This window comes from Limnoglobus sp. (genome assembly GCF_059499385.1).
In genome coordinates, this window is record NZ_JCABYM010000066.1 from 26,291 (window position 1) to 42,069 (window position 15,779).

Genomic DNA, 15,779 nt, shown 5'->3' on the forward strand with positions numbered 1-15,779 from the left:
AAAATGCAAACTTACTTCTTCCGCCACACCGCGTCCGGGTGAATCCCCAGCCGCTCCATCGCCGGCTGAATCTCCGCGTAGAACCGCTTCGCGTCCACCGGATACCCGGCCGTCGGCTTCAGCCCCGGCACGTGCGTCTGCCAGAACGCGTTGAACTGCATCATGCAGACCTCCCGCAGGTACTTGCACACCATCGACGCGAGCGCCACGCACACCGAGTCGCCGTCCGCCTTCGGCCGGAACACGACCGTCACCTCGCGGCCCAGCCCGGCGACGCGGTAGCGGCTCTCGGCCGCCGACTCCCGCTCGGCGACGACCCACCCGTCCGGGAAGGCGTCCTGCAGGAACGGGCCGTAGAAGTTCCGCCCGCCCTGCTTGTCGCAGACGACGTGCAGCGGCTCGTCGCCCGGCACGCCGGCGAGCTTCTCCCGCAACAGCCCGATGAGCCCGCGGGACAGGACGACCGCCTTCGAGTCGGCCTCCTGAAGGATGGCGTTGAACTGCTGCGGTCCCACGAGCCGGGCTCGGGCCGCGGGGCGGTACGCTTCCAACGTCGATGGCGACGCGGCGGCGAGCCACGATTCCCACTCCGCTTCCGAGGTCAGTTCCGCCAGCCCGAACCCGACGCAAACCCCGCGCGACAATCTCGCGAACCCGTGCGGCCCGGCGTACACCTTCTTCGAGTCGTCGATGAGCAGCCGCCCGTCGTCCCGCTCGTGCGCCCGGCGGACCCACGGCGACAGCGTCTCCCACCCGGCGAGGTCGCCGGCAGGCAGCCGCAGCGCGACGGCCGCCTGCACCAGCGGGCCGAGGTTCGGGCCGTACCCGGCCTCGTCGATTCCGACCACCCAGGGCATGAAACCGGTTCCTGTATAATTCCGGGACCCGAGGAGGTGATACCGATGGCGATGATGGCGAACAACATCTTCCTGAAGATCATCAACAAGGAAATCCCCGCGAAGGTCGTCCACGAGGACGACCGGTGCCTCGCGTTCCACGACGTGAACCCGCAGGCCCCGGTTCATGTGCTCGTCATCCCGAAGAAGGTGATCCGCACGCACGCCGACCTGACGGCCGACGACGCGGCCGTGATGGGGCACATCCACCTCGTCGCGGTGAGGCTCGCGAAGCAGCTCGGCCTCGCCGCCGGGTATCGGCTCGTCATCAACTGCGACGAGCAGGCCGGGCAAACGGTCCCGCACTTGCACCTGCACCTGATGGGCGGCCGGGCGATGGGGTGGCCCCCCGGATAGCGCGGATCTCGGAACGCGGGGCGCGGAGCGAAAACCAAAACCGTTTAGCCGCCATGTTGAAAGAAATCTTGTGCCAGCGCCTGACGGACGTGACCGCCCGCATCGCCGCCGCGGCGGCCCGAGGCGGCCGGCGGCGCGAGGACGTGACGCTCGTCGCCGTGAGCAAGACCGTCACGCCGGAGGTCGCGGCGGTGCTGTTCGACCTCGGCGTCCGCGACTTCGGCGAGAGTCGGCCGCAGGAGCTGTGGAAGAAGCAGGCCGCGCTGCCCGCCGCGACGTGGCACTTGATCGGCCACCTCCAGCGGAACAAGATCGACAAGACGATCCCGCTCGTGAGCCTCGTTCATTCCGTCGATTCGGACCGGCTGCTCGCCGCCCTCGACGAGTTCGGCCGGAAGCGGGACGTGCCCGTACCGATCCTGCTCGAAGTGAACTGCTCCCGCGAAGAGAACAAGGGCGGCCTCCGCGTCGAGGACGTGCCCGCTATCACTGACAAAGCATTGTCACTCCCCGGCGTCCGCATGGACGGCCTCATGACGATGGCCGCGTTCCACGACGACCCCGAGCGCTGCCGGCCGACGTTCGCGGAGCTGCGCGAGCTGCGCGACCAACTCCGCACGCGGACGGGCCTTCCCCTGCCGCACCTGTCGATGGGGATGAGCAACGACTTCGCGGTCGCCGTCGAGGAGGGGGCCACGCTCGTCCGCGTCGGCAGCACGCTGTTCGCGGGGCTGCCGCCGGGGTGAAAATTTTCCCCGCCCGTTGCCGTCGCACCCGGCCGCCGTTTCCGCTACCATCTGACTACACGGGCCAGGACGCGGCCCGCCCGGTTGGCCCCCCTCATGCCACTCGTCTTTCGCGGCAACTGTTCGCACTGCGGGTACGAATCCCCGGAGGTTTCGCCCGGCGGGTTCGTCGTGTTCGTGACCGACGCCGACGAGGACGCCCGGCGGCGGACCGGCGAGCCGGTCCCGGTCGTCACCCACCCGTTCGCCGAGTTCGTGCTGGAAGAGTTCGGCCTGTCGTTCCAGTCCACGGCCTGGGGCGGGCAGCTGGTCGAGGTGCAGAACCGCGTCTGCCGGGACTGCGGCCGCGTCTCGGAACACCGGCGGTTGACGGCCGGCGGCGTCGCCATCGGGTGCGGCGGGTGCGCCGGCATCGCCGGCATGGGGATGGTCCTCGGCGTCGCGTCCGGCCTGTTGGTCGCGAACCCGTTCGTCGGGGCCGGCATCGGCGTGGCCCTGTGCGTGCTGCTCGTCACGACCATCGAGTTCGGGGCGAACCGGTACGTCCGGTGGCGGTACAAGGAGCGGGCCGAGGCGGTGGACACGCCGGGGATGTGCCCGCACTGCGGCGGGTGGCACTGCGTGCAGGTCGGGACCCGCGGCGGCGGCCCGTTCCCGTGCCCGGAGTGCGGCGAGCCGTCCGTGCGGATGGTCCCCGTCGCCCGGCCGAGCTAATACCCGGCGGCGGACATTCTCCCTTGTGTTTTCGCGCCGCGGGCGGGATAATCGGGCACTGGATAATCGTACCCTACTCTTTCGGGCGTTGGCATGAACTCTCCCTCTCGTCGGCGGGCGTGGCTGCCGTTGGCCGTGTTCGCGATGTGCGTCGCCGGGCCGTTGGTGTTGGCCCAGCCGCCGGGGTCCGGCGGCCGGCCGCCGGGGTACGGCCAGAGTCAGCCGCCGCCCGGCTACGGCCAGAGCCAACCGCCGCCGGGGTACAACCAGCCGCCGCCGGGGTACGGCCAGCGGCCGCAGACCGGGCCGATGGGCGGGAACCCGAACCAACCGCCCGGCGGGGAGCAGGAGGGGCGGGCCGGCGGGATGCCGAACCGCGGCATGGGGAACATGGGCGGCATGCCGAACGCCGGGGTGCCGAACGTCCCGAACATGGTGATGCAGACGGAGGGGACGTGCTCGAAGTGTAAGAAGACGATCACGTACACCGAGGGGAACGCCCCCACGTCCTGCCCGCACTGCGGCACGCGGTTCGACTACGTGGAGGGGGCGGACGGGTCCAAGAAGTACACGGCGACGGGCCGGGCGTCGCAGGCCAAGTGGATCATCATCGGCGTGATCGTGGCGATCTCCGTCGTGGTCGCGATCATCAAGGGGATCATGGCCGCGGCGAGCGGCGGCGGGGCGAAGAAGCGGGTGAAGAAAAAGAAGAAGCCGATGCGCCGCCCGCGGGACGACGACGACGATTATTGATGTGGGTGGGGGTTGATTGAAACACGAAAGCCCAGGCACGGCCGTGCCTGGGCTTTCGTGTTTACCCCTTCAAGAACTTCCCGACCGTCTCCAAAAACTCGTTGTTGCTCTTCGTCTTCCCCAGCTGCTTGATGAGCGACTCCATCGCCTCCGGCGGCTTCATCTGCATCAGGCTCCGCCGCAGCAGGTTGATCCGCTCCAGCTTCTCCGGCGCGATCAGCCGCTCTTCCTTCCGCGTGCCGGACGCCCCCAGGTCGATCGCCGGGTAGATGCGCTTCTCGGCGATGCGGCGGTCGAGCACTAGCTCCATGTTGCCCGTCCCTTTGAACTCCTGGAAGATCACGTCGTCCATCCGGCTGCCGGTCTCGATGAGGGCCGTGCCGAGGATCGTCAGCGTGCCGCCCTCCTCGAACGCGCGGGCGGACCCGAACAGCCGCTTCGGGATTTCGAGCGCCCGGCTGTCCACGCCGCCGCTCATCGTCCGGCCGCTGTTGCCGGAGTGCTTGTTGTACGCCCGCGCCAGCCGGGTCAGGCTGTCGAGGAGGACGAGCACGTCTTTCCCCTGCTCCGTCAGCCGCTTCGCCCGCTCGACGCACAACTCCGCCAGCCGGACGTGGCTGGAGGTGTCCATGTCGGACGACGACGCGACGAGCTGGAACCGTTCCGCCCCGGCCCCGTCGGCCGGGACGAACGACTTCACCTGCCGCCGCATCTCGGTGACTTCTTCGGGGCGTTCGTCCACCAGCAGGATGATGAGGTGCATCTCCGGGTGGTTCTTCGCCACGGCGGACGCGATGTGCGACAGCAGCACCGTCTTCCCGGACCGCGGCGGGGCGACGAGCAGCCCCCGCTGCCCCTTCCCGATGGGCGTGAACATGTCCATGACGCGGGTCGTCATCACGTCCGGCGTCGTCTCCAGCCGGATGGCGACGCCCGGATCGACGGCCGTGAGTTCGTCCCACACGCGGCGGCGGAACGCCTTCGGGTCGGCCCCCTCGATTTGCTCGATGGCGGCGAGCCGCGGCCCCTGCCCGCGGCGGGGCGGTTCCAGCGACCCGGTGATGTGCAGCCCTTCCGCGAGGTTGAACTTGTCGATGAACGCGCCGGGGACGTACGGGTCGTCCGGCGTGTTGCGGTAGTTGCGGGCCGGGCTGCGGAGGAAGCCATAGCCGCGCGGGTGGCGTTCGAGGACGCCGTGGAACGTGGGGGCCGGTTGCATAACGAATCAGGTTCCGGAACTAAAGCACAGGTCAACGAGATCGGAAAGGCTGGCGAGCCATCGCGGATGCAAGGGATTGTAAGGCACGGCGGCGGAGGGGGGTAGGAAAAAGTCGGAATCGGAGGTCAGAAGTCAGAGGTCAGAAATCGGGGGTGGAACCACGTGCGGTGTTCCTGACCTCTGACTTCTGACCTCCGACCTCTGGTTCCCTTGCCGCCGCCCGGCCGCGCCCTAGAGTGATAGTTCCGAAATTGCGACCGGAACTAAGGAATCGAGTCATGGGCCAGCACTGCGAAGTGTGCCAGAAGACGCCGAAGCTGGGCAACCAGAAGACGTACCGTGGGAAGGCCAAGTACCTCGGCGGGGTCGGCAAGAAGATCACCGGCATCAGCCGCCGGACGTACCGGCCGAACCTGCAGAGCATCCAGATCGCCGGCGAGAAGGGCGAGGCCGTCCGGGCGCGGGTGTGCGTCGCGTGCATCCGCAGCGGCAAGGTCGCCAAGCCGATGAAGCGGCAGCCGTTCAGCATGCAGGCGGTCTGACCGGCCGGCCGCGGCCCGGAGTCATCGGAGCGGAGTGCGGGACGACCCGCGCTCCGCTCCCGGCATTTCCAACGGGGGGTGTTCCATGGCCCTGACGCTCGACGAAGTCCGCAAGGTCGCGAAGCTGGCCCGGCTGGAGATGTCCGACGCCGACCTCGCGACGATGCAGCAGCAGCTCTCCGCGATCCTGAACTACGTCGATCAGCTCGGCCAACTGAACACCGACGGCGTCGAGCCGCTGGCCCACCCGCTGCCGGTGGCGAACGTCTTCCGCGAGGACGTGATCGGCCAATCGCTGACGCCCGACGAGGCGATGGCGAACGCCCCGGTCCGGCTGGCGGACTTCTTCGGCGTCCCCGCCGTGTTCGACACTGACGAGCCGGTCAGCCACTGACGGTACTCGGTACTGAGTACTCGGTACTGAGTACACGGTACCCGAATTGACCGCCCCTCTTCGCGACGTACCTTAACCTCTCTTTACCTCTCGAACACGACGGGCGAGAACTACCGTGTCGCTGACCGAAAAGACGGCCGCCGAACTCCTCGCGTTGCAGGCGGCGGGCCAGGCCACCGCCGCCGACATCACCGCCGCGTTCCTGGCGAACGTCGCCGCCCGCGAGCCGAAGGTCCGGGCGTTCATGCGGGTCGAGGCCGACGGCGCGAAGGCCCAGGCCGCGGCCGTGGACGCGAAGCGGAAGGCCGGCGCGAAGCTCGGCCCGCTCGCCGGCGTGCCGGTCGCCATCAAGGACGTGCTCTGCACCAAGGGCGTCACCACGACGTGCAGCAGCAAGATTCTGGAGAACTTCGTCCCGCCCTACGACGCGACGGTCATCACGCGGCTGAAGGCCGCCGACGCGGTGCTGATCGGCAAGACGAACATGGACGAGTTCGCGATGGGGTCGTCCACCGAGAACAGCGCCTACCAGACGACCCGCAACCCGTGGGACCTCGACCGCATCCCCGGCGGGTCGTCCGGCGGGTCGGCGGCGGCCGTGGCCGCGTGCCTCGCCCCGGTCAGCCTCGGCACGGACACCGGCGGGTCGATCCGCCAACCCGCGAGCCTCTGCGGCATCGTCGGCATCAAGCCGACCTACGGCCGCGTCAGCCGGTACGGGATGATCGCGTTCGCGTCGTCCCTCGACCAGATCGGCCCGTTCACCCACGACGTGTACGACAACGCCCTGCTGATGGAGATCATCGCCGGCCACGACCCGCACGACGCGACGAGCGTGGACCAGCCCGTCCCGGCGTACACGAAGACGCTGAACCAGAAAGTAGACGGCCTCCGCATCGGCGTGCCGAAGGAGTTCTTCGGCCAGGGCCTCGATTCCGAAGTGGAAGGTGCGATCCGCGCCGCGCTGAAGGAGTACGAGAGGCTCGGGGCGAAGCTGGTGGACGTGTCGCTGCCGCACTCGAACTACGCGGTGGCGGTCTACTACATCGTGGCGACGGCCGAGGCGTCGTCGAACCTCGCCCGGTTCGACGGCATGCACTACGGCCACCGCACGAAGCAGAAGGCCGACCTGATCGCCACCTACGCCAAGTCCCGCGGCGAGGGGTTCGGCAAGGAGGTCCAGCGGCGGATCATGCTCGGCACGTACGCCCTCAGCAGCGGGTACGCCGACCAGTATTATCACAAGGCTCTCAAGGTCCGCCGGCTCATCAAGAACGACTTCGACGCGGCGTTCGAGCGGTGCGACGTCATCATGGGGCCGACGGCCCCGACGGCGGCGTTCAGGAAGGGCGAGAAGAGCGACGACCCGCTGGCGATGTACCTGAGCGACATCTACACGATCTCGTGCAACCTGGCCGGCATCGCCGGCCTCAGCATCCCGTGCGGGTTCACGACGGGCAACCTGCCGATCGGCCTGCAGCTGCTCTCCCCGCCGTTCGACGAGGAGCGGATGCTGCGGATCGCCCGCATGTACGAGGCCGTCACCGACTGGCACACGAAGCGGCCGGCGGTGTGATCCCGTTGTAGTATGTGGCATGACCCTCTCGGAACTGCTCCCATTCCTCTTGCTCGCGCTCTCGCTCGTCGCCGTGCCGCTGATGCTGTTCGTCGCCGTCCGCGCCCTGCGGCGGGCGGACGCGCGGAACCGCCGGTCCACCTTCGCCAGCCCGCCCAGCCGAAACGGGACGCACCGGCCCGACGATTCCCGGTAGCCGGCCGGCCGGGATTTCGTTGCGAACCGCCCGCGGCCCCGCGATAATGCGGGAGTTCACATCCCCCACCCGTGAGGTTCCCACCGATGACCAAGTTCGTTCGCTCCCTGGCCCTGATGTCCGCGCTCGCCGTCACGGCGGTCGGGACCGGGACGTTCGCCCAGGAAAAGAAGGACGCCAAGAAGGCCGACACGAAGAAGAAGGCCGACGACACGAAGAAGAAGGCCGACGACAAGCCCGCCGCCGCGGCCGGGAAGGGCACGATCGAGGTGTACAAGAACGACAAGGGGAAGTGGCGGTACAAGGTCATGAACGCGGACGGCAAGACGATCGCGATGCCGCTGCCGCAACTGAACTGGGAAACGAAGGCGGACGCCGAGAAGGCGGTCGAGGAGCTGAAGGGCATCCTCAATAGCGTGAAGCCGACGGAACCGGCCGGCGAGAAGTAACACCGACAAGCCCCGCCGAGGTCGGCGGGGCTTTTTCATTCCTCGTCCGGCCGCGCCGGGGACGACCGGTCGTCGGACTGCTTCTCCGGGACGCGGTAGTCCTCGCCGAGCCACCGGCCGAGGTCGATCAGCCGGCACCGCTTCGTGCAGAACGGGTAGTCCGGGTACTCGGACCAGTCGCCGGGCATCGCCGACGAGCAGATCGGGCAGGTCACTTTCTTCGCCGTCGCCATCGGTCCGCGCTCCACTTTCGTCATACCACGTTTGCCATTCTACCACCGGCCCCGCCGGTCGGCGCGAGGCCGAATCCCGGTTGACGCCCGGAACCGGGCCGGGGTATCACCGTCGGCCATGCGGACGATCGCGTTGCTCTCCCGACAGTTCCCCGTGCCGGGCGTCGGGCGGTCCCGGCCGAACGCCCTCGCCGAGTGGCTGCTCGCCGGGGCCGTCACCCGGCTCGTCGGGCTGTTCGCCGTCGCCGTCTTCCTCATTTGGTTGCCCGGCTACCTGACGTGGCCGATGTGGGTGGACCACGACGTGTTCGCCGCCCTCGCCCAATCGTGGGACGCCGGCGAGCGGCCGTACCGCGACCGGCCGACGACGAACTTCCCCGGCCCGATCTACCAGGCGTGGGCCTACGGCCACGTCTTCGGCTGGGGGAACGTGTGGTCCGTCTACGCCGCCGACGCCGCGCTGTTGGTCGTCGTCGCCGGCAGCTGCGTCGCGTGGTCCCGTTTGCGATTGGGCTGGTATCTCCCCGGCGTGGCGGCGGCGGCGGCACTCGTGAGCTACCACGCCATGCACGATTTCACGCAGGCCGCGCAGCGGGATTGGCAGGCGACGGCGTTCGTGCTGCTCGCGGTCCTCGCCGTTGCCGGGCGGGAGAACGTCCGCCTCCCGTGGCTGGTCGGCTCGGCGGCGCTGTTCGCGCTCGGCAGTTCCTTCCGCCCGCAAACGATCTTCTTCCTGCCGGCGATGGCCGCGGCGCTGGGCGGGTGGCGAACGATGTTGAAGTGGGCCGCGGCTTACGCGGCGTCGCTCCTCCTGCTGTTCCTCCCGCTGTTTGCGAACGGCCTGTTCGACGACTTCGTCCGGGAGATGCGGAGCATCCGCAAGCACGGCATCTACCGCGACGTGCCGAACGACCGGTGGGCCGACTGGTGGAAGCAAGGGCTGACCGGCGGGTTCCTCGGCGTGCTGGCGGCGACGCTCGCCCTCGTCCGGGACCGGCGGTGGCGGTGGGCGTGGCTCGCGCTCGCCGGGGTCAGCTTCTGGCTGACGATCAGCCCGCACCCGCACGAGTATTGTCGGCAGCCGTTCCGCGTCACGCTCGTCGTCGCGGCGATGGCCCCGCTGGCGGCGGTGCTGAAGTCTTCGTGGCCGCCGCTCGCCCGGCTGGCCGTCGCCGTCGCGCTGATCGGTTGTGTGATCGTGCCGAAGCCGAAGTTCTGCAGCCTCCCGCGCGCGACGAAGGCGTGGCGGGAACTCGTCGGCCGGCCGTCGGACCAGTACCACCCGCCGGGGTACACCGTGGAGAGCATCCACGGCCTGTTCGTCTACCCGTGGGCGGAAACCCGCGACGTGCTGGCGTACCTCCGGGAGAACACGTCGCCGGACACGCCGGTGGCGAACTTGCTGCTCGGCCCGACGGCGCTCAACGGCCCGACCGGCCGGCGGTCGCCGCTGCACGCGGAGTCGATGGCGTGGGTGATCGTCGTCGGCCGGCACGACCACGTCGCGTTCGCCGACGAGCTGCGGGCCAGCCCGGACGCCGTCGTCGTGTGGCGGCCGGTCGAGTGGGACCGCGTCCCGCAGTGGGGCTGCATCCCGGCCGCCATCCGCACGCACTACCAACCGGTCGCGACCATTCGCGGGATCGAGGTCTGGCGGCGGAAGCCGGGGCGCGAGTAGAATGACGGTTCCTCACCGGCGGCTTCTCTCCTCATGCACGACTCGGCACGACCCGGCCGCGGCCTCGCGGACCTGAGCATCCGCAACCCCGTGTTCGCGGTCATGCTCGCCGCCGCCATGCTCGTCTTCGGCTACCTCGGCTACTCCGGCATGGGCGTCAGCCAATTCCCGGAGGTGGACTTCCCCGTCGTCTCCGTCGTGATCGCGCTCGAAGGGGCGTCCCCGGACGTGATGGACGGCGACGTGACCGACGTGGTCGAGGACGCCGTGTCCGGCGTCGAGGGGGTCGATTACGTCGCCTCGCAGAGCTACCAGGGCGTCAGCCAGGTCAACATCTTCTTCCGGCTCGACCGCGACATCGACATCGCCATGCAGGACGTGCAGAACGTCGTATCGGCCGCGAGGCGGAAGCTCCCGCGGGAGATCGAGCAGCCGGTCATCCTGAAGCTGAACCCGAACAACCTGCCGGTGCTGTGGATCACGCTGTCGAGTTCGAGCGTGCCGCACGGCAAGATTTGCGACTTCGCGGAGAAGGAGTTCAAGCAAGCGATCGCGGCGATCCAGGACGTGGGCGGCGTGCAGTTCGCCGGGCTTCGCGCCCGCAACGTCCGCATCTGGCTCGACACGAAAAAGATGTGGTCGTACAACCTGACGGCCGCCGAGATTCGCACCGCGATCCAGCAGCAGCACCAGGAGCTGCCCGCCGGCACGATCACCAGCCGGATGATCGAGGCGAACGTTCGCGCGATGGGCGAGGCCTACTCCATCGACGAGTTCAAGCGCATTCTCATCGCCCGGCGGAACGGGCAGGCGATCTACCTCGCGGACCTGACGTCGAGCATCGAGGACGGCACCGAGGACGAGCGGAGCGTCGCGCGCTACAACGGCCGGCCGGCGGTCGCGGTCGGCGTGCGGAAGGCCATCGGCGGGAACCTCGTCGCCGTCTGCGAGCACGTGAAGGCGGAGATGCCGAAGCTGACCCGGATGCTGCCGCCCGGCGTGGAGATGCACGTCCCCATCGACTACTCCGTGTTCGTCCGCGAGAACGTGGAGGAGATGAAGCTCACCCTCGTCCTCGGCGTGCTGCTGACGGCCCTCGTCTGCTTCCTGTTCCTCGGCTCCCTCGGCACGACGCTCAACGTCTGTCTTTCCATTCCGACATCCCTCGTCGGCACGTTCTTCGTCGTGAACTATGGGATGAAGTTATTCGGCCGCCCGCCGTTCACGATCAACCTGATGACGCTGCTCGCCCTGTCGCTGTCCGTCGGCGTCGTCGTCGATGACGCGATTCTAGTGCTGGAGAACATCTACCGCCGCCGCGAGCAGGGGCTGTCCCGCCTCCGCGCCGCGCTCTTGGGCGCGCGCGAAATCAGCTTCGCGGCGGTGGCGGCGACGCTGTCCATCGTGGCGATCTTCCTTCCGGTCGCGTTCCTGTCCGGCACGGTCGGCCGGTTCTTCTTCCAGTTCGGCGTGACCGTCGGCGTCGCGGTGCTGCTGTCCCTCGTGTCCGCGCTGACGCTCACGCCAATGCTGTGCGCGCTGTTCCTGGACGTGAAACACGGGTTCCGCGTCCCGATCCCGCGCCGCCGCAAGTGGACGCTCGGCGGCGTCGCCGGCCTCGCGTTCCTCGCGCTGACCGCTGCCGCCAAGTTCGTGCTCTCGCAGCTCCCCCACCTGCGTACCGAGTACCCCGTACTGAGTACCGTGTACTCGGTACTCGGTACCGAGTACGCCCTGCCGGTCGCGTTCCTCGTCGGGTTCCTGCTCGCCACGCGGGGGCACCAAGTCTACGCGCTGATCGACAAGTTCCTACTGACGCCGTTCCTCGTCTACCCCGTCGATCTGCTCATGCGGGGGCTGACCGCCGTTTACCTGCGCGTCCTGAAGTTCTCGCTCCGCGTGCCGGCGCTGGTGCTGATCGTCGGGGCCGGGATCGGTGGCGTCGCCGTGTGGATGCTCGCGAACAACGTCCTCGGCCGCGAACTCATCCCCAGCGAGGACCAGAGCCGGTTCGTCGTGCACGTGGTTTGCCCCGTCGATTCCAACATCGAGCAGGTGAAGGAACTGCTCCGCGAGTGCGAGGAAACGCTCCTCACCCGCGACGACGTGGCCGGCGTCCTCACGACCGCCGGCAGCGAGAACGGGCAGCTCATTTTCGAGGCAGACATCTTCGTGAACCTGATCCCGAAGAACGAGCGCGTGAAGTCGCAGCAGGACATCATGGGCGAGATTCGCGCCAACTTGCAGGGCCTCGGCGACATCCGCGTCGTGATGCGGGATCTGTCGCAGGAGGGGTTCACCGCCCAGCGGGGTGACCCGATCGACTTCGCGATCCGCGGCGACTGGGCGGAGTTGCCGCACCTCGCGAACACGATGATGGAGGAGATGCGGGCCAGCGGCATGGTCGCGGACGTGGACTGCAACTACCGGCCCGGCAAGACGGAGCAGCGGGTCATCCCGAACCGCGTGAAGCTCGGCCGGCTCAACGCCCCGGTCGGCCGCGTCGCGGAGTCGCTGTCGCTCATGGTCGGCGGGCAGAAGATCGCGAAGTATACAGACAATGGACGCCGCTATGACGTGCGGATCAAGCTCGCCGCCGGCCAGCGGGACGTGCCGGCCGACCTCGACACCGTGCCGGTCCGCGTCGGCGTGGACAAGCTCGTTCCCCTCCGTGACGTGGTCGATCTGCAACCGCAGGCGACGCTGCCCGTTCTCAATCGCTTCAAGCACCAGCGGGCCATCGAGATCACCGCGACGCCCGCCCCCGGCGTGTCGCAGGGCGAGGCGGTCGCGGCGTGCCAGGAGATCGCGAAGCGCGTCCTGCCCGGCGAGGACTACGAGGCCGTCGAGCTGGGCAACGCCTCCGCGATGCGGGAGACGATCAACGGCCTCGTCTTCGCGCTGGCGCTCGGCATCCTCGTCGTGTACGGCATCCTCGCGGTGCAGTTCGCGTCGTTCGTCCACCCGTTCACGGTGCTGCTGGCCCTGCCGTTCGCCGCGACCGGGGCGCTCGTCACGCTCTACCTCACCGGCGACACGCTGAACATGATGTCGCTCATCGGCATGATCCTACTGATGGGGCTGGTGAAGAAGAACTCGATCATCCTGGTCGATGCCGCGAACCGCCAGCGGGCTGCCGGGCTGGACCCGCCCGCGGCCGTGGTCCAGGCCGGCCGCGACCGGCTGAGGCCGATCCTGATGACGAGCCTGGCGTGCGTGGCCGGCGCGGTCCCGGCGGCGATCGGATTCGGGCCGGGGGCCGAGACGCGAGCGCCGATGGCCCGCGGCATCATCGGCGGCATCGTACTCAGCACGCTCGTGACGCTGGTGATGGTCCCGGTCTTCTACGTGCTGGTCGAGCGGTTCCGCGGGCTGTTCGCCATGAGCGAACCGGAACCGGAGACGAAGCCGGAGTTGCCCGTACCGTCGGCGAACGGAACCGCCCACGCCGAGAAGCCGGTTCAGGCGAACGGCACGGCGTAAGCGTGCCGGTCTCTACACACAGGCCCACACCGGCACGCTTACGCCGTGCCGTTCGCCGTTAGGAAGCCCCCGCCATGCGAACGCTCCTCGCCTTGCTCGTCACGTCGTTCCCCGTCGTCGCCGCCGACCCGCCGAAGCCGCCGATCGTCGCGCCGGTGGACCTCACCGAGTGGACGCCACGGCCCGCCGTCGGCAAGGCCGAGCCTTACGAGCGGATGAAGGACCCGGAGTGGGACGACAAGCGGTTCCAGCTCACGGACACCGGCCCGGTCCTGAACTGCAGCTTCCGCTACCCGGTCGGCAAGGACCAGTACATGGCCTACAAGGCGACCGTCATCAAGCTCGCCGGCGGCAAGGCCGGCGTCGCGTTCGACCGCAACACGATGAAGGTCGTCGCCGGGTGGACCGGCGGGTTCGTGAACATCAGCCCGCGGCGGTTCGGCCTCTTGAACACGCCGACGCCGAACGGCACGATGGCGTTCGCGCTGCCGGCCGGCCCCGGCTGGGCGAGCGGGACCGGCACGTGGGACGCCGGCGTCCTCCGCCACACCGCCCCGCTGCCGAAGGAGTGGGCGAAGTACAAGGGCTACTACCTGCACAACGACCGCGTCGTGTTGAAGTACACCGTCGGCGACGCGGTCGTGTACGAGACGGCGAGGCTCCGCGGAGACGCCATCGTTCGTTCCATCCAGATTGAACCGCACAAGCACGACCTCAAGTTGAACCCGTCGGGCGGGCGCGAGCTGACCATGACTCGCAACGACCGAACGACGACGATCGCCGTCAACAACGTGACGTCTTCAAACAACCCGGACGATCACGAGTTCCCCGAGGACTTCCTCAAGCCCGGCGGCCTCCGGTGGGGCAAGCCGCTCGTCACGAAGCTCGTCCGCGGCAGCACAGACGGCCCGTTCGCCCTCGACACGCTGACCATCCCCCACGACAACCCGTTCAAGGCCCTCTTCTTCTGCACCGCGGTCGATTTCCTGCCGGACGGCCGCGTCGTCGTGTCCACCGCCCACGGCGACGTGTGGCTCGTCCGCATCGACGAGGCGAAGGACGAGTGCCACTGGCAGCGGTTCGCCACCGGCCTCTACCAGCCGCTCGGCGTGAAGGTCATCGACGGCAAAATCCACGTCCTCGAGCGCGGCCAGCTCACGCGGCTGCACGACGAGAACAACGACGGCGAGGCCGACTTCTACGAGTGCGTCAACAACGACTGGCACTGTTCCGGCGGCGAGCACAGCTACGACACGAGCCTGGAAACCGACCCGCAGGGGAACTTCTACTTCCACAAGACCGGCGACACCGACACGCCGACCGGCGGCTGCCTCATGCGCGTCAGCAAGGACGGGGCGAAGAGCGAAATCTTCTGCACCGGGTTCCGCCACCCGATCGGCCTCGGCGTGTCGCCGACCGGGATCGTCACCGGCGCGGACCAAGAGGGGAACTGGATGCCGGCGACGCGGATCGACCAGTACAAGCAGGGCGGGTTCTACGGCGACATGCGGGCGCACCACCGCGCGACGAAGCCGGAGAAGTACGACGAGCCGCTCTGCTGGCTGCCGCGGGAGGTGGACAACTCCGCGGGGTGTCAAATCTGGACGCCGGACGACAAGCGGTGGGGCGTCCTCGCGGGGCTGCCGCTGCACTTCAGCTACGGCCGGTGCAAGCTGTACGTGTTGCTTAGGCAGGAAGTCGGGGATACCAGGAGGGGGGACGGGGGGGAACCCGCGGGGGGTTCCCCCCAACCGACAGTTCAGGGCGGGGTCGCGGAGCTTCCCGTGCGGTTCCTGTCCGGGTCGCGGACGGGCCGGTTCCACCCGAAGGACGGGCAGCTCTACGTCGTCGGCCTGAACGGCTGGCAGACGGCGGCGAAGGCGGACGGCAGCCTCCAGCGCGTGCGGCTGACGGACAAGCCGCTCGACGTGCCGGTGAAGATGGAGGTCGTGCCGGACGGCGTGAAGCTGACGTTCTCCCGCGAACTGGACGCGAAGGCGGCCTCCGACCCGGCGAACTACCGGGCCGCCTGGTGGGGCTACCGGTGGAGCGGCGAGTACGGCTCCAAGCGGTGGAAGGTGTCCGACCCGAAGGTCGAAGGGCAAGATGATGTGCCGATCGCCTCGGCGGAGCTACTGGCGGACGGACACACGGTTCACGTCAAGTTGAAGGGCGGCGCACGGCCGGCGCAGTCGATGCAGCTCGGGTACAACCTCGCGTCGAAGGACACGACGAAGGCGGTGACGGGGTCCGTGTTCCTGACGATCCACAAGACGGGGAAGTAAGGCCGATCCGGTCGGGCGCGGCCGGACGCTCTCAACGGCGAGCGTCACGGCGTGAGCGTGACGTGTCTCGAAACCCAGAACCCACATCGTCCCAATCGCAACGGTGGAACCCTGAGCGGAAGCGACGGGGTGTGGAGACAGTCTTTACACCCCGTCGCTTCCGCTCAGGGTTCTACAAGAGTTGACACTCAGCCGCCGCCCGGTCCGAGACACGTCACGCTCACGCCGTGACGCTCGCCGTTGCGGGCGCAACCTCGC

Annotated in this window: 15 protein-coding genes; 12 read left to right on the forward strand and 3 right to left on the reverse strand. The window is 68.6% G+C overall.

Translation table 11 applies throughout. The features are described from left to right. Positions 1-11 precede the first annotated feature (11 nt). Positions 12-857, reverse strand: coding sequence for a ribonuclease H family protein (locus AC5JJ2_RS12220; protein WP_495858267.1), 846 nt, complete (start codon positions 855-857; stop codon positions 12-14). 51 nt (positions 858-908) lie between these two features. Here AC5JJ2_RS12220 and AC5JJ2_RS12225 point away from each other — a divergent pair, with 51 nt between their 5' ends. From AC5JJ2_RS12225 to AC5JJ2_RS12240, 4 genes are all read left to right on the forward strand, one after another. Next, positions 909-1,253, forward strand: a complete 345-nt coding sequence (locus AC5JJ2_RS12225) for a histidine triad nucleotide-binding protein (RefSeq protein WP_495858298.1) — start codon at positions 909-911, stop codon at positions 1,251-1,253. A 53-nt stretch (positions 1,254-1,306) separates the two neighbouring features. Further along, positions 1,307-1,999 (forward strand): YggS family pyridoxal phosphate-dependent enzyme, encoded by a 693-nt coding sequence (locus tag AC5JJ2_RS12230; RefSeq protein WP_495858268.1) that lies wholly within the window; start codon positions 1,307-1,309, stop codon positions 1,997-1,999. 96 nt (positions 2,000-2,095) lie between these two features. Then, positions 2,096-2,713 (forward strand): hypothetical protein, encoded by a 618-nt coding sequence (locus AC5JJ2_RS12235; RefSeq protein ID WP_495858269.1) that lies wholly within the window; start codon positions 2,096-2,098, stop codon positions 2,711-2,713. Positions 2,714-2,806: 93 nt separating this feature from the next. Next, entirely contained in the window at positions 2,807-3,466 is a 660-nt protein-coding gene (locus AC5JJ2_RS12240) for a TFIIB-type zinc ribbon-containing protein (protein ID WP_495858270.1), read from the forward strand. A 61-nt stretch (positions 3,467-3,527) separates the two neighbouring features. Here AC5JJ2_RS12240 and rho read toward each other — a convergent pair whose 3' ends face one another. Next, positions 3,528-4,685, reverse strand: a complete 1,158-nt coding sequence (rho, locus tag AC5JJ2_RS12245) for a transcription termination factor Rho (RefSeq protein WP_495858271.1) — start codon at positions 4,683-4,685, stop codon at positions 3,528-3,530. Positions 4,686-4,963: 278 nt separating this feature from the next. On the opposite strand from rho, the gene AC5JJ2_RS12250 reads away from it, so the two are divergent. From AC5JJ2_RS12250 to AC5JJ2_RS12270, 5 genes are all read left to right on the forward strand, one after another. Continuing rightward, entirely contained in the window at positions 4,964-5,227 is a 264-nt protein-coding gene (locus AC5JJ2_RS12250; protein WP_495858272.1) for a large ribosomal subunit protein bL28, read from the forward strand. A gap of 85 nt (positions 5,228-5,312) precedes the next feature. Continuing rightward, a complete protein-coding gene (gene gatC, locus AC5JJ2_RS12255) occupies positions 5,313-5,621 on the forward strand; it encodes an Asp-tRNA(Asn)/Glu-tRNA(Gln) amidotransferase subunit GatC (protein ID WP_495858273.1) in 309 nt (102 codons plus the stop codon). Positions 5,622-5,736: 115 nt separating this feature from the next. Next, positions 5,737-7,197 (forward strand): Asp-tRNA(Asn)/Glu-tRNA(Gln) amidotransferase subunit GatA, encoded by a 1,461-nt coding sequence (gatA, locus tag AC5JJ2_RS12260; RefSeq protein WP_495858274.1) that lies wholly within the window; start codon positions 5,737-5,739, stop codon positions 7,195-7,197. Positions 7,198-7,216: 19 nt separating this feature from the next. Then, positions 7,217-7,393, forward strand: coding sequence for a hypothetical protein (locus AC5JJ2_RS12265; protein ID WP_495858275.1), 177 nt, complete (start codon positions 7,217-7,219; stop codon positions 7,391-7,393). An 86-nt stretch (positions 7,394-7,479) separates the two neighbouring features. After that, positions 7,480-7,842, forward strand: coding sequence for a YegP family protein (locus AC5JJ2_RS12270; RefSeq protein WP_495858276.1), 363 nt, complete (start codon positions 7,480-7,482; stop codon positions 7,840-7,842). 35 nt (positions 7,843-7,877) lie between these two features. On the opposite strand, the gene AC5JJ2_RS12275 is transcribed toward AC5JJ2_RS12270, so the two are convergent. Further along, positions 7,878-8,075, reverse strand: a complete 198-nt coding sequence (locus tag AC5JJ2_RS12275) for a DNA gyrase inhibitor YacG (protein WP_495858277.1) — start codon at positions 8,073-8,075, stop codon at positions 7,878-7,880. A 118-nt stretch (positions 8,076-8,193) separates the two neighbouring features. Between AC5JJ2_RS12275 and AC5JJ2_RS12280 the strand changes: the two genes are divergently transcribed. The 3 genes from AC5JJ2_RS12280 (at position 8,194) to AC5JJ2_RS12290 (ending at position 15,521) form a co-directional block, all read left to right on the forward strand. Continuing rightward, on the forward strand, positions 8,194-9,753 hold the full coding sequence (locus AC5JJ2_RS12280; protein ID WP_495858278.1) for a hypothetical protein: 1,560 nt from the start codon (positions 8,194-8,196) through the stop codon (positions 9,751-9,753). Positions 9,754-9,786: 33 nt separating this feature from the next. Next, a complete protein-coding gene (locus AC5JJ2_RS12285) occupies positions 9,787-13,236 on the forward strand; it encodes an efflux RND transporter permease subunit (protein WP_495858279.1) in 3,450 nt (1,149 codons plus the stop codon). Between the two features lie 74 nt (positions 13,237-13,310). After that, positions 13,311-15,521: a DUF6797 domain-containing protein gene (locus AC5JJ2_RS12290; protein WP_495858280.1), complete on the forward strand. Its 2,211-nt coding sequence runs from the start codon at positions 13,311-13,313 to the stop codon at positions 15,519-15,521. Positions 15,522-15,779 lie beyond the last annotated feature (258 nt).

Excerpts from the sequence above, each read along its gene's own strand:
- AC5JJ2_RS12220 (WP_495858267.1), bottom strand. The coding sequence starts at position 857 with ATGCCCTGGGTGGTCGGAATCGACGAGGCCGGGTACGGCCCGAACCTC.
- AC5JJ2_RS12225 (WP_495858298.1), top strand. The coding sequence starts at position 909 with ATGATGGCGAACAACATCTTCCTGAAGATCATCAACAAGGAAATCCCC.
- AC5JJ2_RS12230 (WP_495858268.1), top strand. The coding sequence starts at position 1,307 with ATGTTGAAAGAAATCTTGTGCCAGCGCCTGACGGACGTGACCGCCCGC.
- AC5JJ2_RS12235 (WP_495858269.1), top strand. The coding sequence starts at position 2,096 with ATGCCACTCGTCTTTCGCGGCAACTGTTCGCACTGCGGGTACGAATCC.
- AC5JJ2_RS12240 (WP_495858270.1), top strand. The coding sequence starts at position 2,807 with ATGAACTCTCCCTCTCGTCGGCGGGCGTGGCTGCCGTTGGCCGTGTTC.
- rho (WP_495858271.1), bottom strand. The coding sequence starts at position 4,685 with ATGCAACCGGCCCCCACGTTCCACGGCGTCCTCGAACGCCACCCGCGC.
- AC5JJ2_RS12250 (WP_495858272.1), top strand. The coding sequence starts at position 4,964 with ATGGGCCAGCACTGCGAAGTGTGCCAGAAGACGCCGAAGCTGGGCAAC.
- gatC (WP_495858273.1), top strand. The coding sequence starts at position 5,313 with ATGGCCCTGACGCTCGACGAAGTCCGCAAGGTCGCGAAGCTGGCCCGG.
- AC5JJ2_RS12265 (WP_495858275.1), top strand. The coding sequence starts at position 7,217 with ATGACCCTCTCGGAACTGCTCCCATTCCTCTTGCTCGCGCTCTCGCTC.
- AC5JJ2_RS12270 (WP_495858276.1), top strand. The coding sequence starts at position 7,480 with ATGACCAAGTTCGTTCGCTCCCTGGCCCTGATGTCCGCGCTCGCCGTC.
- AC5JJ2_RS12275 (WP_495858277.1), bottom strand. The coding sequence starts at position 8,075 with ATGGCGACGGCGAAGAAAGTGACCTGCCCGATCTGCTCGTCGGCGATG.
- AC5JJ2_RS12280 (WP_495858278.1), top strand. The coding sequence starts at position 8,194 with ATGCGGACGATCGCGTTGCTCTCCCGACAGTTCCCCGTGCCGGGCGTC.
- AC5JJ2_RS12285 (WP_495858279.1), top strand. The coding sequence starts at position 9,787 with ATGCACGACTCGGCACGACCCGGCCGCGGCCTCGCGGACCTGAGCATC.
- AC5JJ2_RS12290 (WP_495858280.1), top strand. The coding sequence starts at position 13,311 with ATGCGAACGCTCCTCGCCTTGCTCGTCACGTCGTTCCCCGTCGTCGCC.